Raw genomic sequence first — 23,823 nt, 5'->3', positions numbered from 1 at the left:
AAGGCGCGGATTATGAAGAACTCAGGATTACATTATTGATAATCCGTATGTTCCGCATAACCCGCGCCTCAATCTATAAGTTTGAATCTCTTACTGTTCCGGATTCATCACCACTACCCGGTAATTATCCTGCCCCATCACCTGCTTCATAAGCTGAGCGATGTCCTTTTCAGTAATCGTATTCAGCGTAGCGATAGCGTTAGTCAACGTATTGACAGGAACAAGCTCAAAACCTGACATGGCAGTGCTCCATGCTTCGTTCTTATTCAGACTTTCAGTATAACTCTTCACCATGAATTCCTTTACCTTATTCAGTTCGGCGACATCTACGCTTTGTGTCATCTTCTCAAACTCATCGCGGATGGTCTTCAGAACAGTTTCTTTCTTTTCAGGCTTCATCTTGAATACTGTTTGGAATACCAACGGAGTATCTTCCGTACGTGTCAAGTCACCTCTTGTATAGATAGAATAAGTAGCACCTTGTTTTTCTCTCACCTCAGCCAACAAGCGGGTAGAGATTATCTGAGCAGCTATTTGAACCATTTGTTTATTCTTCAATGTATAAGGCAGCTTTGCACCGATAATTACAGCGGCATGGGTTTGCGGTACTTCCATTTTCTGTGTAAACTCATCTGTCTTATTACCTCCGTTCATGCCCAGAGCAGCACGCTTGATGTCTTCCTTCTTCTTTGCATCGGCCGGCAAACTGGCAATGTATTGCTCTGCCAACGTCTTCAACTCATCCACATTCACATTGCCACTGAATACGAAGGTGAAGTTGGCAGCGTTAGAGAAACGTTCGTGTACAATTTCCAGCATACGCTCACGATTTGCATTCTCAATGACCGGAATATCCAGCCCTTGCTTTTTAGAAGAGTTGTACAGATATTGCTGCAACTTATTGCCGAAAATGAAGTCAGGATTGGCAATCTGGTTCTGAAGCGCCCCTTTGTACAAATTCTGCAGAGCAGTAAATTCATCTTCAGTGATATTGAGCGAAGTGAAAGCCATGTAGATAAGTTCCATCAGTGTCTTAAGGTCCTTCGGAGTGGTATTTCCGGACATCTGCTTCATATAGTCATCCAGCGCAGGTGTGAGAACAGCTTGTTTACCTGCCATGTATTTCGCCAAATCGGCATACGTATATTTGCCCAAACCACATTGGTGGAACAATAATGGCATAAATATCAGATTGGCAGCGTCTTCCTCACCATAAATAGATGTACCACCTTTGGAGACGATTTCCACGCAAATCTCATCTTCTTTAAAATCAGTCTTCTTCACCAATACTTTGGCACCATTGGACAGCGTCCACTCTATTGCATCGAACTCTTTATTCTGTTTCTCAGCCACTACTTTTCCGGCAGCGGGCAATTGACTGATTAATGGTTCGGATTTCACATTATCCACATAAGGAGCAATGTTTTCAGCAGCTACTTTCTTCAAACTCTCGGCTAATTCTGCATGGGTAGGATAGGTTATGCCTTCTTTTTCGGGCATCATGCAGTAGACTACCATATTGCTGTCAGTCACCACCTGATTAAATACCTGGTTGACTGCTTCCACCGGAATCTGGTTAGCCAGCATATTCATTATCTGATATTCATTCTCAATACCCGGTATCGGCTCATTTCTCAAGAAATTGGCTACATATTCATCAACCAAGCCCTTGTTTTCCTGCTGATTGCGGTTCTTGTATGCTTTCTCTAAAGAAGAAAGATATTCACTACGTATGCGTGCATATTCCGTAGCGGTAAACCCACCTCGTTTAGCACGGAGCACTTCACGATAAACGGCTTCTAATGCACCTTTAGCGTCAGTTCCTTTCACTAAAGCCATGAAATTAGCAGCCTTTTTGGTCATCGCTACCACATAATCACCGTTCTGAGCAAAAGCTTGTGCGAAAGGTGAGTCCGCTTTTGTTGCTATGTCATTGAAACGATATATCATCATCATATCGGCCATATCAAAGAGGTACTTCATAGCGAGATAGTTCATATCTCCCTTTAAGGAATCGGGCATGGCGTCATACTTAAACATTAACTGAAGTAAAGAATTAGGCTGTTCCTTATCTTTCTCTACCACAATGATGGGCTCCTTATTATCTGCTACCTGAAGGTATTCACGTTCAGCAGGGTTCTGAGGCATTTCAATGCCCGAAAACATTTCCTTAATCTTGGCTTCAATGCGGTCTACATCTATATCACCTACCACGATAATACCTTGCAAGTCCGGGCGATACCATTTCTCATAATAATCGCGAAGGGCTTGGTGAGGGAAGTTATCGACTACCGACATAACTCCTATGGGCAGACGGTATCCGTAACGGCTATCGGGGAAAAGCGTAGGCAACGCTCTTTCCATCATTCTAAGCTGGGGAGGTGTCTGGCTGCGCCACTCTTCGTGAATAACTTTGCGTTCGCTGTCTATCTCTTTGCCATCTAACAGGAGGTCGTTTGCCCAGTCATGCAAAATCAGCAGACAAGTATCTTGTACACCTACACGAGCTACGGGTACGCTTGAAATTCTGTAGATTGTCTGCTCAACACCGGTTGCCGCATTCAGGTTTTGTCCGAATTTAACTCCTACCGTTTCCAGCCACTTGATGAGCTTATCGCCCGGGAAGTTCTTGGTACCGTTGAAGCACATGTGCTCCAGAAAGTGAGCCAACCCACGTTGTTCATCCGTTTCTTGTATGGCACCTACTTTTTGCGCAATGTAGAAATCGGCTTGTCCTTTGGGGTACTCGTTATGACGGATGTAATAAGTCAGCCCATTGTCGAGCTTTCCTATTTTCACGTTTTTATCTACCGGAATGGGAGGCATTTGTTGCCCCATCACCATCAAAGGAGATAATACATATCCTGCCAAAGCGAGGATAATGACTTTCATTGTCTTTCTCATATTCGTCTGTATTTAATGATTGATTCATTTTGATGCGACAAAATTGCAAAGAATAATTTGAGTTGTATGTTATCGCAACGTTAACATTACGTTAACAATACACGTTATTGGCAGGAATAGAATACCAGCAATCTATCCTTCAATAAATAAGTATATTTAGCCTGCGACTGTTTGGAAAGGGCATCTGCCAGTTTCATCTTTATTTCATTATACTCGTATACAGCTGACTTTCCGGCTGCATACTTTTCCAATGCATATCGATGAGCTTCCTTATTAGCAATGACCGCCTTCGTAGTAGATTGATATTTATCAAAGGCTGCCATTGCATCCATATATGCCTTTTCAATATCTTTATACAGTTTCTTTTTCTCATTTTCAAGAGACAGGCTTGCGTTATTCTCCTCTATACGAGCAGCCTTCACTTGGTTGCGCGTCGAGAAGCGATCGAAGAGCGGAATGCTCAGTGTGAGATAAATGCTTTTTTGCATATTGTTCTTAAACTGTTCGCTGAAAGCCTTACTTAATCCACTGCTTGAATAATAATATCCGGTACTGATACCTGCACCTAAAGATAAAGCAGGATAGTAACCGGATTTAGCCACTCTCACATCACTGGATTTACTTTGCAATGAATAATATGCCTGCTTTATCTGTGGCATACAACTTACAGCCAAAGCAAACACCCGTTCGGGCATAAGGCTGTCAGCAGGCAGCAGGCTTCCATTAACAGAGTCAACATCAAAGCCTTCCATACCTTTCAGCTCCATCAGTTGCATAAGTTCTAGTACCGACATGCGGAGAGAGTTCTTCGCTTCGGTTGCCACCAATTCATCATCAGCCAATTGAGCCCTCACATCATACAATTGAGACTGTGATATTTTACCGTTATCTATCAGAAGTTTAGTCCGTTCTTCCTGCTCCTGCGTCAATTGAATTTGCTCTTGCGCTATTCGATAGATTTCCTTATTCAGTAATATCTGGAAATAAGAGCTGGTCACATTCAGCATCAGATTATTTTCAATCAACTCTTTATCCGCTTCTGCTGCGAGCAAATCGAATTTATTCCGCGAAATAGATGCAATCTTTTTGAAGCCATTGAAAAGAGAGAGTTCCGTACTTACTGAAAAAGAAGAATTTTGAATATTACTATCTTCATAAGTATTATCCTGATTCAACGACCGACCGAAGGCAAACTTCTGAGACGCCCCTGCATTCAAGTCCGGCAGGAAACTATTCTTCAATGTGTTCCTTTCTACTTTCAGGCTTCTAATCTGATTCCGGCTTTGTTTTACTTCAACATTATGTTGTACCGCATACTCTACACATTCCTGAAGTGTCCATTTCCTATCCTGCGCCAGTATGCTGCCAAAACTTGCAAGCATTATAACCATACCAACTATAAAGACCAATTTATTCATAAAAACATTGTTTAAATACCACTTATTCTACTATTTTGTTACAAAGGTAGAGCAAGCGGAACTCAAACAATGTTAAGCTTAAGTTATCGGTAGGTTAATCACTCCAACATTTCAAATTGTTCGTTCCACAGAAGATTGTACACACCGCCATTACAAATAAGTTCTTTGTGCGTACCGGTTTCCGTCACCCTGCCTTTATCAATTGATACGATACAATCTGCAGCTTTCACTGTACTCAGGCGATGGGCAATGACGATGATTGTTTTACCTTGTTTTGCCAGTTCATCCAGCGTTTCCTTCACAAAACGTTCGGAGATGGAGTCAAGCGAAGAAGTTGCTTCATCGAATATCAAGATCTCAGGGTCTTTATACAATGCACGAGCTATAGCTACACGCTGACGCTCACCACCCGATAGCGAAGCTCCATGTTCGCCGATATAAGTCATATAACCTTTTGGCAAACTCTCGATAAAGTCTTTCAGTCCCAACTGCTCCACCAAGTCTGCCACTCGCTTCATGTTGGGCTGCAAATCACCAATTGCAATATTTTCAATCACCGTACCGGCAAATAGTTCTACCTGTTGCGGCACCGTACCGATGCGGCGGCGCAGGCTATGGTTGTCTATTTGTGCAATGTCATAACCGCCGATGCAGATGCGCCCTTCCTGAATGGGATAAATATGTTGCAACAACGACATTAACGTAGTTTTACCCGAACCGCTTGCCCCTATTATTGCAGTAGTCTGTCCTTTTTTGATAGTCAAGTCCAATCTTTTGAATACTTCCTTACGGGATCCATAGCGGAATGCAACATTCTCGAAAGTGATATCACCCACCATATCCGGCTCTAATCTTATTTTCTCACTATCATCCTGTTCGCGTTCCAAATCCATAATCTGGAAAAGACGGTCGGCAGCAATCAAGGCATCCTGAATGGTCTGATTGGAAGAAATCAAAGAACCGATAGGAGAGATAACATAGCTCACCAATGAGTAGAACACCATCAATGTACCCGGAGTCAGTTCCTGGTCGATTACCAAAATACTACCCATCCACAACACGGCGATGGTGATGGCAGTAGATACAAACTGAATCCCCCCTTGCGCCATAATAGACCCATAGATGCTACGGAATGTATTCTTCAATAAATGCACAAAACGGGTTTCGGTCTTCAGGTTAGCAAACTCTTCAATACCAAAGCGCTTGATAGTGGAAATAGAGTTGATAGACTCCACCAGTTGCGACTCCAGATCGGCACTGCTTTCCATAATGCTGCGCTGGTACTTGCGGTTCAGTTTGTTAAATCCCCAGAAGATAAGCAGAAACAAAGGGGCTGATGCCAGTGTCACCAAAGCCAGTTTCCAGGAATAGACAAACATAAGGCAGGCAGAAAACAAGAGAATCATGATATTTACCACCAAGTCGAGTGATACGTTATTGATAAAGTTACGTATCTTCACTGCATCGTTTACGCGCGAAATAATCTCACCCACTCGCATGGTATCGAAGAACTGCTGCGGTAACGTAAGCAGGTGTTTGTAATAGCCCAAAATCAGCGAGGCATCAATACGTTGTCCGGTCTTCAGAGCCAGAATACTCTTCATAGCTCCGATAAACGTACGCAACAGCAAGATAACCAGCATAATGACGCCCATCAGGTTGAGCAGGTTCAGGTTCTTGTCTACCAGTACATAGTCGGTTATCTTGCCTACATACACAGAGGTAGACAAGCCCAGTATACTATACACCAATGCCCCGAACACCGCTTGCATCATCACACTTTTGTGCGGAGCCAGTAAAGAGAAGAATTTCTTTGTCATACTGGTTTTCTGATTTCCCCGTTTAAAGGTCTCTTCAGGTTCCATCAGTACCAATACCCCGGTCCATATCTTTTGGAATTCTTCATTGGTTACGCGGTGCATTTGTCCGTCGCCCGGGTCCATATAAGTAATGTGTTCCTTCTCTACTTTATAAACTACGACAAAGTGCTGTAACTTTTCGTGTACAACAACATGTGCAATGGTGGGTTTCGGCACTATCTGCAATGCTTCGAACTGTGCCCTTACTCCTTTGGCAGACAATCCCAGTTTATTGGCAGCTTCTATCAATCCCAGTACATTCGTTCCTTTTTGGTCGGTAAAGGCATATTGACGAATGCGCGCTACCGGAAATTGTAATCCATAATGTGCACATACCGAAGCCAGGCAGGCAGCACCGCAATCGGTGATATCGTGCTGTTTGATTTTGATACCTTTCTTATTCATCATTTCAATATCTTGTTTCTTTAGTTTTTAGCAATCATCATTTCATTCTCATACTGTCTGGGGTTAGCCCAATCATCCACCTTCTGGTATAACAAATCGAATAAGGAGCGACGAGTTAGCATAAAGTGGGCACTTACCGTCATTCCTTTTTTCAGTCGGCCTATTCTGCCGCTCTTCAATTTCAAGTAATTACGTTCCATTTCACACTTCACCTTATAAAAAGAATTGCCTTGATTATCTGTCAGAAAGTCAGAAGAGATGTCCTTTACTTTTCCCGGTATCATGCCCCATTCATTATAATTGAAAGATTCTACTTGCACATTGACCGGCATACCCACACTCATAAAACCGATGTTTCGAGGGGTGACATAGACTTCGAGGCAGAGAGTAGAATCGGGACTGATTACTGCCAAAGCTTGCCCGGCCTGCACACTACTTCCCCTATAAACTCCTGAGAACTGGTCGACTGTACCATCTACCGGGCTGCGTACTATGTACATATCCTTCTCTTTTAGTTCTTGTTTCAGAGTGGAATTCATTTCATTGAACGAGTTTCGATAAGTGTTCATATCTGCTTGCCAAGTACTCAATTGACTTTGTACCAAAGATGCGAGTTCGTTTTGTTGGCTTTGCCATTGGAAATAATATGTATCGTATTCTTCTTCGGAGATCACTTTCTTGTCAAACAATACCTTGTTTCTATTGTATTCCTTCTCTGCCTGCGCAAGCAATGTTTCGAGTTCCTTTTTCTTTCGAGTGAAGTAGGTATATTCCTGCTGACGAACTGCCGAATGGAATACTGAAGGGCAATCACCTTTTGCCAAAAATGCCAAGTCTGCCAAATGTGCTTCACAATCATTGAGACGACCGGATTGGTAGTTGATTTTATAATCCGAATTATTAGTGCGGAAGCGAAGAATAACATCTCCTTTGTTTACTTGTTGCCCTTCACGTACATAAACTGAATCTACTATTTCCGTGATAGAGGAAGTTATTTCCGCTTTTTCAGTGACCGGCCTTACTATTCCGCTGCCCTGTACAGAGATATCCACATAAATAAACGGAAGCGCAATGCAGGTAAGTGTGATGGCTGCCAATACTACCCAATAGATAATCTGTGATTTTGTTGTGTGTTGATAGATGTACGTCTCGATACTATTTTCTATCCATTCATTCGGTAATAACATTTCTCTTTATTGTTTTTAATTAATACTCTTGTCTTTGTTTGATGAAACAAAAGTACGGCAAGTAAAAAAGTAGTTATGTTATCGTTGGGTTAACGCTAGGTTAAAAGACTAAAGAAATATTTTATAATTCGTTGGCTGAATTATTCGGCTATTTTTTCGGTACCCTCCGTATTTGCTCCGTATCTCCTACGTATTTTCTCCGTAAAAAGGTACCTCCATACGGAGCAGGTACGGGGAGGATACAGTTCAGATCCGGGGCTGTTTAGCTGAAAGATGGGTCAAAACCGCATTATGGTAATCTAAAAATCTATTCTTAAAGCGGATCTAAAGATTCTGACACGCAAAAGCGGCGGATAAGGATATTCGCTGCGATTGATATCATATTGTTAACGCTAGGTTAACAATATAGCACAAAGAAAGAGTGTCAAAAATATTGGCACTCTTTCTGAATTAAATTACATTTTTACAATAATCCCACAATAAGTGTGTATATTCCTAAGAGTGTGCAGGCACCTCCGAATGCTTGACCAAAAACACGTCCCGCTTCTCTACCTTCTTCAAATCCACCACCATATATTTGCTGCAATTCATTTAATGCTAATTCTTTCATAATTTTTCTTTTTTTACTAAAATATACTAACAATTCCTTCAATAGTTCCACATATAAATCCCACAAATGTCATACCAGTATTATAACATTGATCTGCTAATCTAGGATTTCCATAACAACTTTCGGGAATGATTCCGCCACTAATAAGGATAACCTCTTCATCAGTTAGCTTCTTATAAAACTCATTATTATTCATTGTTTCATTTTTTTACTTTTTATTCTTATGTAATCTATTATTATAACAATCGATAATATTTTGATTACTATTTTTAAAGAGTGTACAATTACCTTATCAAAACCCGTCCAATCACTTCCAACAAGTAGAACACAAAGTACAATTAAAAGCAATAACACAAAAAGTATTATAGTCTTCAAAATTGCATCCAGCTTGTTATTATTACACAATTTGATATTTTTTAAATTCATCATTATTAAATATTTATTGATTAAGGAATTATATACTTTCACTAAACATAATCAATTAGGGGACCATCTCTAGTTCTCATATAAATATTATTTACATTTTACAACAACAGGTTGATATCAATTCCTATTAATATTCTCTATTTACAATCAGATCAATTAAGTACAGATAATGTCCGCCAATAATCCAAATTGTTCACGCATTTTTTCTTGTTGCTCTTTGGTTAATGGAGCATAACCACCCATTACATCCTTTTGTTCCTTTTCGTTTAATGTTTCCATTACTTGTTTTTGATTCTTCTTCATAATCACTTTATTTAATGTTAATACTAAATTTATTTCTTATTTGATGTTGCAAAGGTAAGTAAGTTAATCTTAAGCTTATGTTACCGTTTTGTTATCATTAGGTTAACGTTTTTGTTAACGACCTTAGATTTGGTAAATGTCATACTTTTCAAAAAGGATCTCTTCGTTGAACTCTTTTTCAGGAGTAGGAGTACAACCTCCTATTATAGAATTCGATTCTTCTCCGTTCAAAGGATTGAATATCTGTTTTTCATTTCGTTTCATGGTATCTTCTTTTAAGGTTAATACTAAGTTTGTTTCCTTTTGATGTTGCAAAGGTAAGCTAAGGAATCTTATGCTTAAGTTATCAATGTGTTATCATTAGGTTAATCAGAATTTCTCTTATTTATTTATTACGATCCACTCTCCATTGAGAAAAAAATATTCCACTTCTCCACCATAAATAGTTTCTAATTCCTCCTGTTCCAATTCACTAATAAGCTGTTTCATAATATTATTTTTATAGTTATTCATATTGTTTTAGTTTGATGTTGCAAAGATAGAGAGCATTTTTCTAATAAAATGTTATCTTAATGTTATCCAATATCAACTATAAGTTATTATATTTGCAGATACTATGAAAAATAAGAAATACATTCAATGGATTACCGTATTAGGATTAATAGTTATATTTGCATTGCAAGCAATATGGCTACGTAATACTTACGTACTTATAAAGAATGATATCAAAAAGGAATGCAATAATATTTTAGAGCAAGCATTAAACAAAGAAGTAGGTATTATTTCCTGCAATACGCCTAAGAATACTGCGATTTCCGGCGGTTCACCCAATGATTCAATATCAGTATATACATATTTATATAATAGCCTTTGGGAGATGAAACTTGAATACTCCATAACCCGAATAGATTCCCTTGCAGGAGTACACTTAAAGTCAGTCAATATAGATAGAGACTTCTTTATCTGCACTGTTAATCCTAAGACTCAAAGCATAATAAAGAAAAGTAAAGCGTTAAATATTCCTTTATGGGGAGCAGTAAAATCACAAATAGTTCCAACCAGACTAGATCGTTCAGAAGGAATACAACTGATTTTAGTTTCGCCTTATTATACAATATTTGAACGTATGGGGCTACTCATTATCGCAACTGCCTTGCTTTCATTCTTTGTTATTGGCTGTATAACTTATCAGATCAAAATTATCAATCATCAAAACAAAGTCGCTAAAATCCGTGAAGACTTTTCTTACGCAATGGTTCATGACATGAAGACTCCTCTCAGCACCATCATGTCGACACTAGACTTCTTGCATAGTGGCAGATTGGACAACAAAGCGGAAATGAAAGAAAAATACTTCAATATAGCCAGAAGTGAAGCAGACCACCTGCTTGCGCTGACCAATAAAGTTCTTACACTATCCAAATTAGAAAATCACAAGCTATCAATGTCCAAGAAGGAAGTATTGTTAGCACCCATGATTGAAAAACTGATAGATAATTTTACTGCAAAATCTTCTAAACCGGTGCATTTCACTACTGAGTTAAAAGTAGAAACAGTATATGCCGACGAAGAATATTTGGCAGAAGTCATCAGTAACTTGATAGATAACGCTATTAAATACTCTAAGGAGTCTGTAGAAATAAAAATCAGTTCATTGAACGACAATTTACATACAATTATAAAAGTATATGATAACGGATTAGGGATTGCCGAAAAAGATAAACGCTGTATCTTCGAGAAATTTGAGCGGGCAGCTGCCACCAAACGAAGCAGAAGCGGAGGTGCCACAGGCTTCGGATTGGGGTTAAACTTTGTTCTACAGGTTGTATCAGCCCATGACGGCAATATCTTTGTAAACAGTATAGAAGGAGAATACAGCGAATTTAGCATACATTTACCTTTAATTTTAAGCGACCTATGATTAAACTATTATTAGTGGAAGACGATGCAAATCTGCGCTATATTCTGCAGAGCGGATTGCAGGAACTTATTGGAGGGTACGAAGTTATTGCAGTTACCAATGGTGCCGAAGGTTTGGATGCATGGAAAGAGCACCATCCCGACATCATTATTTCGGATATTGACATGCCGGTAATGAACGGGCTAGAAATGGTAGAACGTATTCGCGAAATAGATGGAGACACTCCCATTTTATTTACATCAGCCTTGACCTCTCCCAAAGATGTAAAAGATGGCTACAAGATTGGTGTAAATAATTATATCAAGAAACCATTTGTTCCCGATGAACTGGATGCTCATATCCATGCTTTACTTCAATTGAAGGAAGGCGCCAAAACCCGAACAGAAACAGACCATTATAAGTTGGGACGCTTTACACTGGATGCCAAACATGCCAGCCTGCGGAATGACGACACAGGAAAGGTACAAGTATTGACTGTAAGAGAAGCAGGTATTTTGCAACTTCTTGCGGAAAATAAGAATGAAACCGTAAAGCGGTCGGCCATGCTCAGCCGATTCTGGAATACAGAAGATGACTACTTTGCATCGCGCAGCATGGATGTTTTTATGACCAAGCTACGCAAACTATTAGCCGAAGAACCTTGTATCCAAATAAAAACGATAAGAGGTGTAGGATTTATGCTGATTATCGACTGACATTATAGTTTTACCTTAGATTCAGTTACAACAATACCGATTCGCATCCCTTACTATACCGGCAGGATAATGATATAGTTCTAATATTTTAATGGCATTACGCTGAGTGGATACTCCCATTTTTAGCTTATAATCAAATAGCAATTGCTCGTCCCGGATTATTTCGCTAAAATGATATAAATCATACTTGTCTTCTACAAACTTACTGAGTTCAAGATCATGTGTAGAGACTAGAACTATATTCCCTTTCTCAGCCAAAGCTGAGAGTACAGCTCTGCATATAGCAATACGTTCTTGTGTATTTGTTCCTTTAAATGGTTCGTCCAAAAGAAACAAGCATAATGGCTGTGCAGCTTGATCTATTATTTCTTTTATTCGTAATGACTCTTGTAAGAAGAAACTTTTGCTCTCTTCCAGATTGTCAGCATTATGAATTGAAGAGAATATTCGAGTATTTAAAGCTATCGAGAAATGTTGGGCAAAGCAGGTATTAAGAACTTTTGCAGAAAGCAGATTTATTCCAACAGTACGTATAAAACTCGTTTTGCCGGACATATTTGAGCCTGTGACTAAAAATGATTTATCTTGCAGTAAAATGTCATTAGATACGGCATTGTTCACCATTGGATGATAAATGGCGTTGGCATGCAACTTTTCTCCTTTTACCGGCAAGGTAGGTAAACAATAATAAGGTAATTGTTCGCGCAACAGGGAAATAGAACATAGTGTATCAATGAAACCCACAAAGCGAAACACCTTTTCTATCAACTTCTTCTTATCGTGAAGTGCTATAAGTGCTTTATTAACAGCATAAGCTTCTGTCAAAAAGAAGATATTGAACAACTCCGCTATACAATAAGCCAAAATGGCGATATCACTATCCATCCGAATGCTTAATTTGAAAAAGCGAAGCCGAGTTTTCAACGTTTTCAATTCTGCTAAGCTTTGCTTAATATCGGGCTCAACAGATAACAGAAGAGGATTAGTTGCCATTTCTTCTGTCTGTTTCAGCATTCTTACGATTTGGGGTACAGAATAATAGAATTGATAGATATTCTTTTTGTTTTGATAGTGCAAAACGAAGTTTACAACAATGGCTGCAATCAGTAGGAATACGAATAACAAGTTATGTGTTATAAAAGTAAGTCCTGCCAGGATAAAAGGTATAAATCGACAGAAACTCAATACTAATATTTTTTGCTTTGATGGTATGACTATGGATTTTGAGAACAAAGATGCTATATAATAAGAATCAGCATTACTTGTCTGAGAAAGTATCTTCAATAACTTTGCCCGCCATTCTTTATTTTTACTTATTTCGCTTATTAATGATTCATATTTCCCTATTTGTGAAGGTTGGTCTTGATGTAAAAGGTGATATAAGTATTGTTGCCCAATACAAGAAGATGTAAAATCAACTGTAGAGAAAAAATTATCTATATCCAAGTCTTTACAGACATCATCAGGCAGCAAAGCTTCTTCATTGCAAACGTAAGAATGGTAAGACGACAAAAGTGAGAGATTGGATATTTTCATTGTATAACTTAATAAACGTGAGTTGATGAATTCTTTTATAAGAGCAATCTTATTTTGCTAAAATTTTAGTAATCATCGGATAAAGCACCTCGGCATATCGCATAAATCCTAAATCGGTAAAGTGGATGCCATCCACAGTAGCTTCTCCATCATGTCCGATGATATCTTTGGAAGAAAGAAAATAGATATTTTTCTCTCCACGTTTTTGCAATAACTGAAAGATAGCATTAATAGTCTCATTTTTATCCTTTACTTCCTTGGCTATCCTTGTATCGAAAGGAGAATGAGTAAAAATCGGATCCTCTATAAACAGGATAGGAGTATCGGGATGTTTCTTGCGAATGATGGAATAGAATTTATCCGCACGTTCATTCATCTGCTCAACAGTGGCATTAGGCAGAAAATCGAGCACAAACACAGAAGCATCTACACCGGCTATGACATCAGCTATCTCCAAATCGAGCAGGGCGTTTCCGCTAAAACCCAGATTGATGCATTCACGGTTGAGCATACGTTCCAAGATATTTGTATGGGCCATACCGGGACGGGAAGCACAACCACCTTGCAAAATACTGGTGCCGTAAAATACAATCGGTTTCGTGCGTATCGGCAAGTCCACAGCCGGCTGATTTATTTCAGAAAGAGAATCTACGCCGATGGTAAGCGATGTAACACCATCATATAAAGAAAGGTATAAAAGGTATTCACGTTCCTGAGGAAGCATATTATTTACAATAGTAGCTGTATTTACCTTGCCTTGGGGGCGACCGCTTCCGGCGAATATCCATTTGCCATCTTGTAGGCAATAAAGATCAAGTCCCTTAATTCCGGTAGGTGTCATATGATTCATATTAAAATTATTCAAGACTTCCCATTTTGCTGCAATGCAAGTAGAATTGGAACGGAAGCGCACGGCAAGCCCCGCACTATTCTTGCCTAACTCCCACAAAGGCTTACGTGAAATGTTCTGCAAAGAATCCGGAAGGCGTTCATAACGGGTAAGAGTGGACTCAGTCGCTTTGCCTAAAAGGGGGAAAACAGCGGCATCATGATAAACAATCTGGGCATTGGCTACGGTTACAGCCAGCAACAAGCCCATTATAAATAATTTGGATCTCATAATTATTAGGACTAAGATGTTAAGTATGCACCAAAGATACAATCTTTCCCTGAAAAACTACGAATAATCAGGGCAAGCGCATCAAAAATCTTCATATCGGGAAAGACATGAACATTTTTGGTACGGTTGCCCTGACAAATAATAAGAGTTTTACATCAATTAACGTAAACAGGCTTGTCGTGTTACGAAACATTCGTATTTTTGATGAAGTTAGAATCTTATAGACAGAATCTTATGAAACACATTCATCTTTTTATTGCAAGCTTGCTATTGTGCATCTGTTGCTATCCACTACAAGCCAAGAACCGAGTAATTGAACAACCTCCCTTCTGCGTAAGAAACACTACTTCTATCGAAGTTAGTAAAGTAGTAATCAGCGATACAGCTACTGTACTCCATATTTATGCCAAGTATCGCCCCAAAAACTGGATAAAGATTGCATCCGGCAGTTACTTGAAAGATAATAATGGGGAGACTTACCAGTTGCGCTCAGGTATAGGAATTACACCTGATAAGGAATTTTGGATGCCGGAATCGGGTGAAGCCGAGTTCCAATTAGTATTTCCACCTGTTGCCGCCAATGCCACATCTATTGATTTTACAGAAAGTGAAGGTGTAGAAGGTGCATTTAGCATTTGGGGAATACAACTGAAAAGCAAGAATTTACCAAAGTTAATGTTGCCTAAGGAAGCCGTAGTACACCAGACTGATAAAAATGCCGTTTTACCAGAACCGATCATACAATACGGTAAAGCTGTGCTCAAAGGCAAATTCCTTGATTATCGCCCCGGTGTAGTACCGGGACAAGGAACAGCAATTGTGTTGTGGGAAAATGTCAAGGGAGATATAACAGAAATCATACCGGAGATCCAATCCGATGGAACTTTTACAAAAGAAGTGACTCTGACAAGTACTACTCCTTGTTCTATGTATATCAACGGTACACCTATCAAATTCTTCATGGAACCAGGTAAAACTACAACTCTGTACATCAACCTGCGTGAACTCTCCCGCCGTCAATCCAAATTTCATAGTCAAAAGAATCCGTATGGGGAAATGCTTTATGTCAATGGGCCACTAGAAACCGAAGCGCAGGAGTTGAACAGCAACTTACCGGATGCAAATATGCAAGAAAAGCTCTTCAAGGATATTACCGTACTGGCAGGTATGGATTTCACCGGTGCCCGAGCCTACATCAACAAACTATCCGAAGAAACACAAGCTAAAATAGCAACCTCAGCTTGCAGCTCTTCTACACGCCAACTGCTCTCCACCACCCATAAAATGAATTTGGCACTAATACAGCAACGATTACCAGGTCTGCTGACTAACGCTGCCATACGTACAGACAAAATTAAAGAAGCAGAAGCAGAAAACTACTATAAGGATCTCATGCAAAAGATGCCGAAACACAATATAGCTGAAACAGACATTGCATATTTGAATACTCCACAATCTATCTTGTCTGACCAGTATATGAATTTGGTAGGTATCTATATATCTCAGAGTGCCGCACTTGCCCAAGCATGGGGAACGGATAAAGGTATCTTCTTTGATATAATCCGTAGTTATCCTCTCTATCAAGGCATTAAAAGCTTCACTGCGCTTACCGATGAGCAGAAAGCATCTCTCGAAACAATGCCTACCGCCCTGCGTGAAATGCTGACTGTAGCCAATGACGAATTATTGGCAAAGATAGAAGTCAACAAAAAGAAAACCGGTTATACCATTAATGAAGCAGGTGAAGTAAGCAACGAAGATCTCTTTGCTTCCATCATCAGCAAATTCCGCGGTAAAGTCCTACTAGTTGATTTTTGGGCTACTTGGTGCGGTCCGTGCCGCATGGCAAACAAAGTAATGGTTCCGATGAAAGAAGAATTGAAAGATAAGGATATTGTATATCTATATATAACCGGTGAAACTTCCCCGCTGAAGACTTGGGAAAATATGATTCCCGATATCCACGGTGAACACTACCGCGTAACGGATGCCCAGTGGAAATACCTAAATGACAGTTTCAAGATAGAAGGTGTACCCACTTATCTGATTATTGATCCGGAAGGAAACATTAAATTCAAACAAACCGGATTCCCCGGAGTAGATAAGATGAAAGAAGAATTGCTGAAAGTTATCAAGTAAATAAGTACATTATATAGAAGAGGGTACCGATTGCTTTTAAATGATCGGTACCCTCTTCATTATTTTATAAATATCTGATAGCTAAGCCATCAAAATTATTTCTTTTTCTTCTTAGCATCTTTCGCTTCTTTTGCAGCAACTTTCGCCCATTCTTTAGCACCCTGTTCTTTCAACTTAGCAGTGAATGCCTGAGCTTTCTCCAAACTAGCTTGTTCATCTTCAGGAGTTGCATAAGCAAACTTATAACCCTTTTCCACATTCCATTCGCCACGAGTAAAATCTGGGAACGCAACAGCAGCACAGTTATTGTCCATAGAAAGCTCACCCAATTCGGCTAAAGAACACCACTCAGCAAGGTCATATACGTCCAAATCCAAGGGTAAACCGTTTTGCAAGCAATATACCATACGACTGTCCATGATGAAGTCCATACCGCCATGACCACCTACCTCTTTTGCCAACTCGCCATATTTCTTCAAGATAGGATGTTGATATTTGGCGATAAGCGCTTCCATCTCTGCTTCCGGCAAGAAACCATGAGAGTTTAAGTCGTCCACTTTAGGTTGCACACCCGAAGCACTAAGTTGAGCAGCATCAAGAGCATATCCTTCAACCGGATATTTATTGGCAAAACCTTTGCTACCTGTAAGTTGATACAAACGATTGTAAGGTTGTGGAGTCATTACATTGTGTTGAATTTCAATCACCTTGCCATTTGCGGTACGAAGTAACGTTGTAGTGTGGTCACCATTACGGAAATTATCACAAGCTTCACCGGTTCTCTTCTCAACCAAGTCTTTACCAACAACGGATTTAGTGTCCATAGCTACCAAGGTAGTTATGCGGTCACCACGATGGATGTCAAGTGCTTGTGCCACCGGGCCAAGACCATGAGTAGCATACACGTCACCACGATGTTTCTTGTTGAATTCCAAACGCCAGCCTAACTTGTCATCTGCGCCATTCTTCCAATAATGATCCCAGAACGGAGCCAGATTGTGAATGTAAGCACCCTGTGCACGAATCACTTCGCCGAAAACACCCTGTTGTGCCATGTTCAATGTATTCATTTCGAACCAGTCATAGCAGCAATTCTCCAAAATCATACAATGCTTGCGAGTCTTCTCACTTAAGTTAATCAGCTCCCAGCATTCTTTGAGGTTCATAGCCGAAGGCACTTCGATAGCTACATTCTTACCATTCTCCAAAGCACACTTGGCAATAGGGAAATGATGCAACCAGTCGGCAGCGATATAAACCAAGTCTATATCAGGACGCTTACAAAGTTCTTCATACCCCTTTTCGCCCGAGTAAATGGCAGCTTTAGGCATAGATGCTTTCTTTAAAATTTCCTGGCATCTTTCGGCACGCTCGGGTACATAGTCGCAAAGAGCTACCACCTGCGTACCGGGAATGTAAGTGAAACGTTCCACAGCACCGGGACCACGCATACCCAAGCCCACAAATCCTACACGAACTACTTCCATCTTCGGAGTAGTCAATCCTAACACGCTTTTTTGATCTGCAGGACGTTCGGGAGATTTTACTTCAATTGTTCCGTTTTTCCATTCCCATTGGGTTCCTTTTTCCGACGTCGTCTGCGCGATAGAGTTTTGAGTAGAGCATACAGCTAATACCAAGCATGCACCTACCATCAACGATTTAAAGTTTTTCATAAATTTGTAATGATTTGATTTAGATAAATTAAAAGCGAACAAATATAGTTAATATTCACAGAAGTATAGTAATCCAGCGGTATATTCTTTAGTTTTTTATACACTATAGATGTACTGTAGTAAACTTCCCCCAAATACATCAGTTGCATTTAGATTAATTAACTCACTGTTTACTGCCTTATTACGAAATTATCGTAGATTTGCATTGAATTCATTTAAATACTTTATCCATGGAAAAGTTAACGATACAAGAAGAAGAAGTAATGATTTACATTTGGGAGCTGGACAATTGTTTTGTAAAAGACATCGTTGCCAAATATCCCAACCCGGCACCTCCCTACACAACAGTAGCATCCATCGTAAAAAACCTGGAACGTAAACAGTATATACGTGCTACACGAGTAGGAAATACTTATCAGTACTCACCGCTAATCCGTGAAAGCGAATACAAACGCACCTTCATGAGTGGTTTTGTACGCAACTACTTTGAAAACTCGTTTAAGGAAATGGTTTCTTTCTTTGCCAAAGAGCAGAAGATTTCGACCAATGACCTGAAAGACATAATAGAGATGATTGAAAAAGGGAAAGAGTGAAGACAGTGATTAACGTTTAGTGATTAGTGATGTGCTTATAATGAGTTATATCACCGAAAACTAACCACCGAAAACTAATCACAAATCACTAATTACTAATCACTAATCACTAATCACTAAAAAGACATGTTAGCCTATTTTCTAAAAGTCAATGTAGCCATAGTGTTGTTCTATGCATTCTATCGGTTATTTTTCTACAAAGATACGTTCTTTGGTTGGCGCAGAATTGCCTTACTTTGTTTCTTTGCTATCTCAGCTGCTGTACCATTACTGAACATTCAGACGTGGATAACAGAACAAGAACCTATGGTAGTTATGGCAGATCTTTATGCCAGTATGGTACTACCGGAGTTTGTTATAACCACAACCGCTACTACTGACTGGAAAAGCATCATTCTTGAATATGCAAGTATTGTATACTGGGGAATAATGGCACTTTTAATCTTGCGTTTCTTTATTCAGTTGACCGGTATTATCCGATTAGCTTATCAATGCCGCAAAGAACAAATAAATGGAGCTAACTTTTATCTGCTACCCAAGGCAGCAGGTCCTTTTTCTTTCTTTCATTGGATTTTTATCAACCCGTCTTCACACACTGAAGAAGAGTTGAATGAAATATTGACTCATGAGCAGACACACGCCCGTCAATGGCATTCCATTGATGTCATAATCAGTGAACTGGCTTGTATCCTATGTTGGTTCAATCCATTTGCCTGGCTCATGAAACGGGAAATCCGTACTAATTTGGAATATATGGCCGATGCCCACGTTTTGGAAAACGGCTATGACTCCAAAACCTATCAGTACCACCTGTTAGGATTATCACATCATAAGGCTGCAGCAACAATTTATAATAGTTTCAATGTTTTACCTTTAAAAAAACGCATCAAAATGATGAATAAAAAAAGAACAAAAGAAATAGGAAGGACCAAATACCTGGCATTCCTTCCCTTGGCAGCCTTACTTATGATTATCAGCAATATTGAAGCCGTGGCACGCACCACGAAAGAGATTGCAACAGAAGTCGTGGAGGCTGTGGACATGCCTGTCGTTGAAAAAGGCACAATGAATACAAACGAATTATCGGTAGTTCCGGAGAAGATGAAGCGTGACTCACTTATTAACGAAGGTGATAATGTAGTCTTTGAAGTTGTGGAGCATATGCCGGAATTTGGAAATGGTGGTATGGCAGGATTAATGGAATACCTCAGCAAGAATATTCAATATCCTGCAGATGCACACTCAAAAGGCGTACAAGGACGAGTAACTGTACAATTTGTAGTTGAAAAGGATGGCAGCATCTCCAACACCAAAGTACTTCGAGGTGTTGATCCCAGCCTGGATAGAGAGGCTGTACGTGTAGCCAGCACTATGCCAAATTGGAGACCGGGAATACAGAAAGGACAGGCTGTCAGAGTGAAATATACAGTGCCCATCATGTTCAGATTATCTGATCCTAAAGAAGATTATAAACCGGTCAACGAACAACCCAAAGAGATTGTTGCCGTAGGTTATGCCTCTAAAGATCCGGCTCCGGAAATAGGTACAGTATTCGAAGTGGTAGAGGAAATGCCTCAATTCCCTGGAGGCATGGAAGGGCTGATGCAATACTTGTCAAGAAATATCAAATATCCTGTAGATGCGCAAAAGGCAGGTATTCAAGGAAAGGTAATAGTACAAACTATCATTGATAAAGATGGTAATGTTACCAATACTAAAATTGTACAAGGCACCAATACGTTTCTTGATGCAGAAGCAATCCGTGTAACCAATGCTATGCCCAAATGGAAAGCAGGCAAGCAAAGAGGACAGGCGGTAAATGTAAAGTACACTTTCCCGATCATGTTTAAGTTACAATAAATATCCCCAAAATAAGATTAACGAAAAAAGGAGCAATTGCATTACAGCACTTGCTCCTTTTTCATATAATCAGATATGTATCTATCGCACTCTTATTTTTATTTATGCATCTCCACTATCTGTGTAGGTGCCATCTCAACATTTCTGCGATCTACTTGACGAACAACAGCAGCAGCCAGTTGTAAGAATGCACGACCGGTAACGGTATTCTCGTCCAAAGCAACCGGGGTGCCTTTATCTCCGCTTTCACAAATGCTTTGTACAATAGGGATTTGGCCCAGCAAAGGTACATTCATCTCCTCCGCCAGCTTCTTTGCTCCATCTTGACCGAAAATATAATATTTATTTTCCGGAAGTTCGGCAGGAGTAAACCAAGCCATATTCTCTACCAAACCAAGAATAGGCACATTTACCTTATCATTAGTAAACATATTGATACCCTTACGTGCATCAGCCAAAGCCACAGCTTGTGGCGTGCTGACTACAATAGCACCAGTCATAGCCAATGTCTGAACAACTGTCAAGTGAATATCACTTGTTCCGGGAGGAAGGTCTATCAAGAAGTAATCCAGATTACCCCAGTCAGCATCACCAATCAATTGCTTCAAAGCATTGCTTGCCATACCACCACGCCATAAAGTAGCCTGATCCGGATCGACAAAGAAACCTATAGAAAGCAACTTGATTCCATATCTCTCGATCGGAATAATCAATTCACGTCCATCTATATTCTTAGCCAAAGGACGTGCATCTTCTACCTGAAACATTTTAGGAACTGATGGACCGAAGATGTCTGCATCCAGTAAACCTACCTTATATCCCAATTTCGCCAAAGAAACAGCAAGATTGGCTGCAACCGTAGACTTGCCTACCCCACCTTTACCGGAAGAAACCCCAATAATATTTTTCACTTGTGGCAGTAGTTTGCTTACTTCAGGACGGGCAACCTGGCGGCTTTCCGTAGTAATTACTACTTCCACTTCCGGCGAAACATATGTATGTATAGCCGTCTCGGCAGCTTTTAGCATAGATTTCATAAACGGATCAGTCGGCTTCTCAAATGTCAACGAGAAGCTGACTTTCATTCCATCGATGCGCATATTATCGGCTACCATTTCAGCATCCACGAGATTCTTCCCCGTACCGGGATAACGCACTGTAGCCAGTGCATCCAAAATTAGTTTAGGATATAGAGTCATTCTATTTACAATTTAGTAATTTACAATGTACAATTTTGCAACTGCAAGCTCAGCTATTTACTGGTCTGCAATCCACTACGTTTACTGCGATTGTAGCTGCGGTATTCATCGAGTTCAATCTCTACATCGGGCTCTTGTAATTCGTCCGATTGAGGAAGGTGGAACTTGATATATTTTATATTTAAACCACGATCCAGCCATTGTTGTTCATAATAGGTTCTGATACCAAGAATCTCATCAGCCATACCGGAGTGATATAAATCTTCTGTCATTACATCTACCGACAACTGATTCTTCTCAACCATATATTTAGTGTAGGTGAACATGAAATTACTGTCAGTCTTCACATGAATAATTCCACCGTCTATCAAGAACTTACGGTAACGATTCATAAAGTAAGTAGAAGTAAGTCGTTTGGTTGCTTTCTTCATTTGCGGATCAGAGAAGGTGAGCCATACCTCGGCAACTTCATCCGGAGCAAAAAATCGGTCGATGATTTCGATGTTTGTACGTAGAAAGGCTACATTCCGCATACCCGATTCCAAAGATTCGGTAGCTCCCGTCCACATACGGGCACCTTTAATATCTACGCCGATAAAGTTGACATCGGGAAACATCCGTCCTAATCCAACGGTGTACTCTCCACGACCACAGCCCAATTCCAGTACAATCGGGTTGTTATTCTTAAAAAACTCTTTATGCCAATTACCTTTCATCTCAAACGGCACATTATCTACTGCGGAATACGGATATTCAAACACATGCGGATAACTTGCCATATCGGCAAACTTCTCTAATTTATTTTTTCCCATTCGTGTGTATTAAAGAAAAACCAGACTTATATTATTATGTTAGGCACGGATTACGCAGACCTCTACATGGGTTATGTATATACAAACAACCATGCTGACCCACGTAATCCGTGCCTAAATATTCAGTAATATATTATTCTACAATAGTTACCCAATTGTGAGTATCCGGTTCATCACCGTACTGAATAGCACGCAGCTTATTATATAACTTCGTACAAATAGGTCCGGGTTTACCATCTTTAGAAATAACATAAGATTTACCATTCTCTACATCATCAATGCGTTCGATAGGACTGATTACGGCAGCAGTACCGCAAGCACCGGCTTCTTCGAAAGTCAGCAGTTCTTCTTCGGGAACCGGACGACGTTCCACCTTCATGCCCATATCTTCTGCCAACTGCATCAAACTCTTATTGGTGATAGAGGGCAGAATGGAAGTAGATTTCGGAGTGATATAAGTATTATCTTTGATACCGAAGAAGTTGGCAGCACCGCATTCGTCGATGTATTTCTTTTCTTTGGCATCCAAATAAAATTCGCAAGCATAGCCCAAGTCATGTGCTTTCTTATTGGCACGCAAACTAGCTGCATAGTTACCACCAACTTTATAGATACCTGTGCCCAAAGGAGCAGAACGGTCGAATTCGCGAATAATAACGTATGGATTCGTTGAGAAACCGCCTTTGAAGTAAGGACCTACCGGTGTAACAAATACCACAAACAGGTATTCATTAGCCGGATGTACACCAACTTGTGCACCTGTACCTACCAACAACGGACGTATATATAAGGAAGCACCCGATTCATAAGGAGGAATGAAACGTTCATTCAGTTTCACAACCTTCAGAATGGCTTCTTTGAAACGTTCAGTAGGTAATTCGGCCATCAGGATTCCCTGACAAGTAGATTGCAGACGAGCAGCATTCTCTTCCAAACGGAAAATACGCACTTTACCGTCTTTACCACGGAATGCTTTCAAACCTTCAAAAGCTTCCTGACCATAATGCAAACAGGTAGCAGCCATGTGCATAGGAATCGTTTCCTCACTGCAAACTTCCAGTTCACCCCATTGTCCGTTACGATGATAAATTCTCACATTGTAATCTGTCTTCATATATCCGAAAGGCAGATTAGCCCAATCAAGTTCCTTCATATCTCAA

Annotated in this window: 19 protein-coding genes; 5 read left to right on the top strand and 14 right to left on the bottom strand. The window is 40.0% G+C overall.

The window, feature by feature from the left end:
* Nucleotides 1-90: 90 nt before the first annotated feature.
* The 8 genes from Q1W14_RS00315 to Q1W14_RS00280 form a co-directional block, all read right to left on the bottom strand.
* Nucleotides 91-2,904 carry a pitrilysin family protein gene (locus tag Q1W14_RS00315; RefSeq protein ID WP_300698128.1) on the bottom strand — a complete coding sequence of 938 codons (2,814 nt, stop codon included), beginning with the start codon at nt 2,902-2,904 and terminating at the stop codon, nt 91-93.
* A gap of 104 nt (nt 2,905-3,008) precedes the next feature.
* On the bottom strand, nt 3,009-4,322 hold the full coding sequence (locus Q1W14_RS00310; RefSeq protein WP_300698126.1) for a TolC family protein: 1,314 nt from the start codon (nt 4,320-4,322) through the stop codon (nt 3,009-3,011).
* 98 nt (nt 4,323-4,420) lie between these two features.
* Nucleotides 4,421-6,589, bottom strand: coding sequence for a peptidase domain-containing ABC transporter (locus tag Q1W14_RS00305; RefSeq protein WP_300698124.1), 2,169 nt, complete (start codon nt 6,587-6,589; stop codon nt 4,421-4,423).
* Between the two features lie 17 nt (nt 6,590-6,606).
* On the bottom strand, nt 6,607-7,773 hold the full coding sequence (locus Q1W14_RS00300) for an HlyD family efflux transporter periplasmic adaptor subunit (RefSeq protein ID WP_300698122.1): 1,167 nt from the start codon (nt 7,771-7,773) through the stop codon (nt 6,607-6,609).
* Nucleotides 7,774-8,236: 463 nt separating this feature from the next.
* Nucleotides 8,237-8,383, bottom strand: coding sequence for a bacteriocin (locus Q1W14_RS00295; RefSeq protein WP_300698121.1), 147 nt, complete (start codon nt 8,381-8,383; stop codon nt 8,237-8,239).
* 16 nt (nt 8,384-8,399) lie between these two features.
* A complete protein-coding gene (locus Q1W14_RS00290; RefSeq protein ID WP_300698120.1) occupies nt 8,400-8,579 on the bottom strand; it encodes a hypothetical protein in 180 nt (59 codons plus the stop codon).
* Between the two features lie 386 nt (nt 8,580-8,965).
* Nucleotides 8,966-9,112: a hypothetical protein gene (locus Q1W14_RS00285; RefSeq protein WP_300698119.1), complete on the bottom strand. Its 147-nt coding sequence runs from the start codon at nt 9,110-9,112 to the stop codon at nt 8,966-8,968.
* Nucleotides 9,113-9,235: 123 nt separating this feature from the next.
* Nucleotides 9,236-9,376 carry a hypothetical protein gene (locus Q1W14_RS00280; protein WP_294587226.1) on the bottom strand — a complete coding sequence of 47 codons (141 nt, stop codon included), beginning with the start codon at nt 9,374-9,376 and terminating at the stop codon, nt 9,236-9,238.
* Nucleotides 9,377-9,728: 352 nt separating this feature from the next.
* On the opposite strand from Q1W14_RS00280, the gene Q1W14_RS00275 reads away from it, so the two are divergent.
* Both Q1W14_RS00275 and Q1W14_RS00270 read left to right on the top strand, forming a co-directional pair.
* Nucleotides 9,729-11,033: a HAMP domain-containing sensor histidine kinase gene (locus tag Q1W14_RS00275; RefSeq protein ID WP_300698118.1), complete on the top strand. Its 1,305-nt coding sequence runs from the start codon at nt 9,729-9,731 to the stop codon at nt 11,031-11,033.
* On the top strand, nt 11,030-11,728 hold the full coding sequence (locus Q1W14_RS00270; protein ID WP_294587222.1) for a response regulator transcription factor: 699 nt from the start codon (nt 11,030-11,032) through the stop codon (nt 11,726-11,728). Before Q1W14_RS00275 ends, Q1W14_RS00270 begins: the two co-directional genes overlap by 4 nt.
* A 21-nt stretch (nt 11,729-11,749) precedes the next feature.
* Here Q1W14_RS00270 and Q1W14_RS00265 read toward each other — a convergent pair whose 3' ends face one another.
* Together Q1W14_RS00265 and Q1W14_RS00260 are read right to left on the bottom strand one after the other, a co-directional pair.
* Nucleotides 11,750-13,264 (bottom strand): hypothetical protein, encoded by a 1,515-nt coding sequence (locus Q1W14_RS00265; protein WP_300698117.1) that lies wholly within the window; start codon nt 13,262-13,264, stop codon nt 11,750-11,752.
* Between the two features lie 49 nt (nt 13,265-13,313).
* Nucleotides 13,314-14,384 (bottom strand): SGNH/GDSL hydrolase family protein, encoded by a 1,071-nt coding sequence (locus Q1W14_RS00260; protein WP_300698116.1) that lies wholly within the window; start codon nt 14,382-14,384, stop codon nt 13,314-13,316.
* Between the two features lie 234 nt (nt 14,385-14,618).
* On the opposite strand from Q1W14_RS00260, the gene Q1W14_RS00255 reads away from it, so the two are divergent.
* The gene (locus Q1W14_RS00255) at nt 14,619-16,523 is read left to right on the top strand and encodes a TlpA disulfide reductase family protein (RefSeq protein ID WP_300698114.1); all 1,905 of its coding nucleotides are present in this window, start codon (nt 14,619-14,621) and stop codon (nt 16,521-16,523) included.
* A gap of 95 nt (nt 16,524-16,618) precedes the next feature.
* Here the strand turns inward: Q1W14_RS00255 and Q1W14_RS00250 are convergent, their stop codons facing one another.
* Nucleotides 16,619-18,199 carry a Gfo/Idh/MocA family oxidoreductase gene (locus tag Q1W14_RS00250; RefSeq protein ID WP_300698112.1) on the bottom strand — a complete coding sequence of 527 codons (1,581 nt, stop codon included), beginning with the start codon at nt 18,197-18,199 and terminating at the stop codon, nt 16,619-16,621.
* Between the two features lie 230 nt (nt 18,200-18,429).
* Between Q1W14_RS00250 and Q1W14_RS00245 the strand changes: the two genes are divergently transcribed.
* Together Q1W14_RS00245 and Q1W14_RS00240 are read left to right on the top strand one after the other, a co-directional pair.
* Nucleotides 18,430-18,792: a BlaI/MecI/CopY family transcriptional regulator gene (locus tag Q1W14_RS00245; RefSeq protein ID WP_300698110.1), complete on the top strand. Its 363-nt coding sequence runs from the start codon at nt 18,430-18,432 to the stop codon at nt 18,790-18,792.
* Nucleotides 18,793-18,918: 126 nt separating this feature from the next.
* Nucleotides 18,919-20,652, top strand: coding sequence for a M56 family metallopeptidase (locus Q1W14_RS00240; RefSeq protein WP_300698108.1), 1,734 nt, complete (start codon nt 18,919-18,921; stop codon nt 20,650-20,652).
* Between the two features lie 98 nt (nt 20,653-20,750).
* Here Q1W14_RS00240 and Q1W14_RS00235 read toward each other — a convergent pair whose 3' ends face one another.
* From Q1W14_RS00235 to Q1W14_RS00225, 3 genes are all read right to left on the bottom strand, one after another.
* A complete protein-coding gene (locus Q1W14_RS00235) occupies nt 20,751-21,851 on the bottom strand; it encodes an Mrp/NBP35 family ATP-binding protein (RefSeq protein ID WP_300698107.1) in 1,101 nt (366 codons plus the stop codon).
* Nucleotides 21,852-21,904: 53 nt separating this feature from the next.
* Nucleotides 21,905-22,663, bottom strand: a complete 759-nt coding sequence (gene trmB / locus Q1W14_RS00230) for a tRNA (guanosine(46)-N7)-methyltransferase TrmB (RefSeq protein WP_300698105.1) — start codon at nt 22,661-22,663, stop codon at nt 21,905-21,907.
* Nucleotides 22,664-22,796: 133 nt separating this feature from the next.
* Entirely contained in the window at nt 22,797-23,816 is a 1,020-nt protein-coding gene (locus Q1W14_RS00225) for a branched-chain amino acid aminotransferase (RefSeq protein ID WP_300698103.1), read from the bottom strand.
* Between the last annotated feature and the right edge of the window lie 7 nt (nt 23,817-23,823).

It is taken from the genome of Bacteroides sp., assembly GCF_030151085.1.
Taxonomy (GTDB): Bacteria; Bacteroidota; Bacteroidia; order Bacteroidales; family Bacteroidaceae; genus Bacteroides.
The sequence above is the reverse complement of the archived record's forward strand: the minus strand, read 5'-3'. Positions and strand labels throughout refer to the sequence as shown.

What these genes read in the sequence shown, in the direction of transcription:
- Q1W14_RS00315 (WP_300698128.1), bottom strand. Translation starts at nt 2,904, where the DNA reads ATGAGAAAGACAATGAAAGTCATTATCCTCGCTTTGGCAGGATATGTA.
- Q1W14_RS00310 (WP_300698126.1), bottom strand. Translation starts at nt 4,322, where the DNA reads ATGAATAAATTGGTCTTTATAGTTGGTATGGTTATAATGCTTGCAAGT.
- Q1W14_RS00305 (WP_300698124.1), bottom strand. Translation starts at nt 6,589, where the DNA reads ATGATGAATAAGAAAGGTATCAAAATCAAACAGCACGATATCACCGAT.
- Q1W14_RS00300 (WP_300698122.1), bottom strand. Translation starts at nt 7,773, where the DNA reads ATGTTATTACCGAATGAATGGATAGAAAATAGTATCGAGACGTACATC.
- Q1W14_RS00295 (WP_300698121.1), bottom strand. Translation starts at nt 8,383, where the DNA reads ATGAAAGAATTAGCATTAAATGAATTGCAGCAAATATATGGTGGTGGA.
- Q1W14_RS00290 (WP_300698120.1), bottom strand. Translation starts at nt 8,579, where the DNA reads ATGAATAATAATGAGTTTTATAAGAAGCTAACTGATGAAGAGGTTATC.
- Q1W14_RS00285 (WP_300698119.1), bottom strand. Translation starts at nt 9,112, where the DNA reads ATGAAGAAGAATCAAAAACAAGTAATGGAAACATTAAACGAAAAGGAA.
- Q1W14_RS00280 (WP_294587226.1), bottom strand. Translation starts at nt 9,376, where the DNA reads ATGAAACGAAATGAAAAACAGATATTCAATCCTTTGAACGGAGAAGAA.
- Q1W14_RS00275 (WP_300698118.1), top strand. Translation starts at nt 9,729, where the DNA reads ATGAAAAATAAGAAATACATTCAATGGATTACCGTATTAGGATTAATA.
- Q1W14_RS00270 (WP_294587222.1), top strand. Translation starts at nt 11,030, where the DNA reads ATGATTAAACTATTATTAGTGGAAGACGATGCAAATCTGCGCTATATT.
- Q1W14_RS00265 (WP_300698117.1), bottom strand. Translation starts at nt 13,264, where the DNA reads ATGAAAATATCCAATCTCTCACTTTTGTCGTCTTACCATTCTTACGTT.
- Q1W14_RS00260 (WP_300698116.1), bottom strand. Translation starts at nt 14,384, where the DNA reads ATGAGATCCAAATTATTTATAATGGGCTTGTTGCTGGCTGTAACCGTA.
- Q1W14_RS00255 (WP_300698114.1), top strand. Translation starts at nt 14,619, where the DNA reads ATGAAACACATTCATCTTTTTATTGCAAGCTTGCTATTGTGCATCTGT.
- Q1W14_RS00250 (WP_300698112.1), bottom strand. Translation starts at nt 18,199, where the DNA reads ATGAAAAACTTTAAATCGTTGATGGTAGGTGCATGCTTGGTATTAGCT.
- Q1W14_RS00245 (WP_300698110.1), top strand. Translation starts at nt 18,430, where the DNA reads ATGGAAAAGTTAACGATACAAGAAGAAGAAGTAATGATTTACATTTGG.
- Q1W14_RS00240 (WP_300698108.1), top strand. Translation starts at nt 18,919, where the DNA reads ATGTTAGCCTATTTTCTAAAAGTCAATGTAGCCATAGTGTTGTTCTAT.
- Q1W14_RS00235 (WP_300698107.1), bottom strand. Translation starts at nt 21,851, where the DNA reads ATGACTCTATATCCTAAACTAATTTTGGATGCACTGGCTACAGTGCGT.
- trmB (WP_300698105.1), bottom strand. Translation starts at nt 22,663, where the DNA reads ATGGGAAAAAATAAATTAGAGAAGTTTGCCGATATGGCAAGTTATCCG.
- Q1W14_RS00225 (WP_300698103.1), bottom strand. Translation starts at nt 23,816, where the DNA reads ATGAAGGAACTTGATTGGGCTAATCTGCCTTTCGGATATATGAAGACA.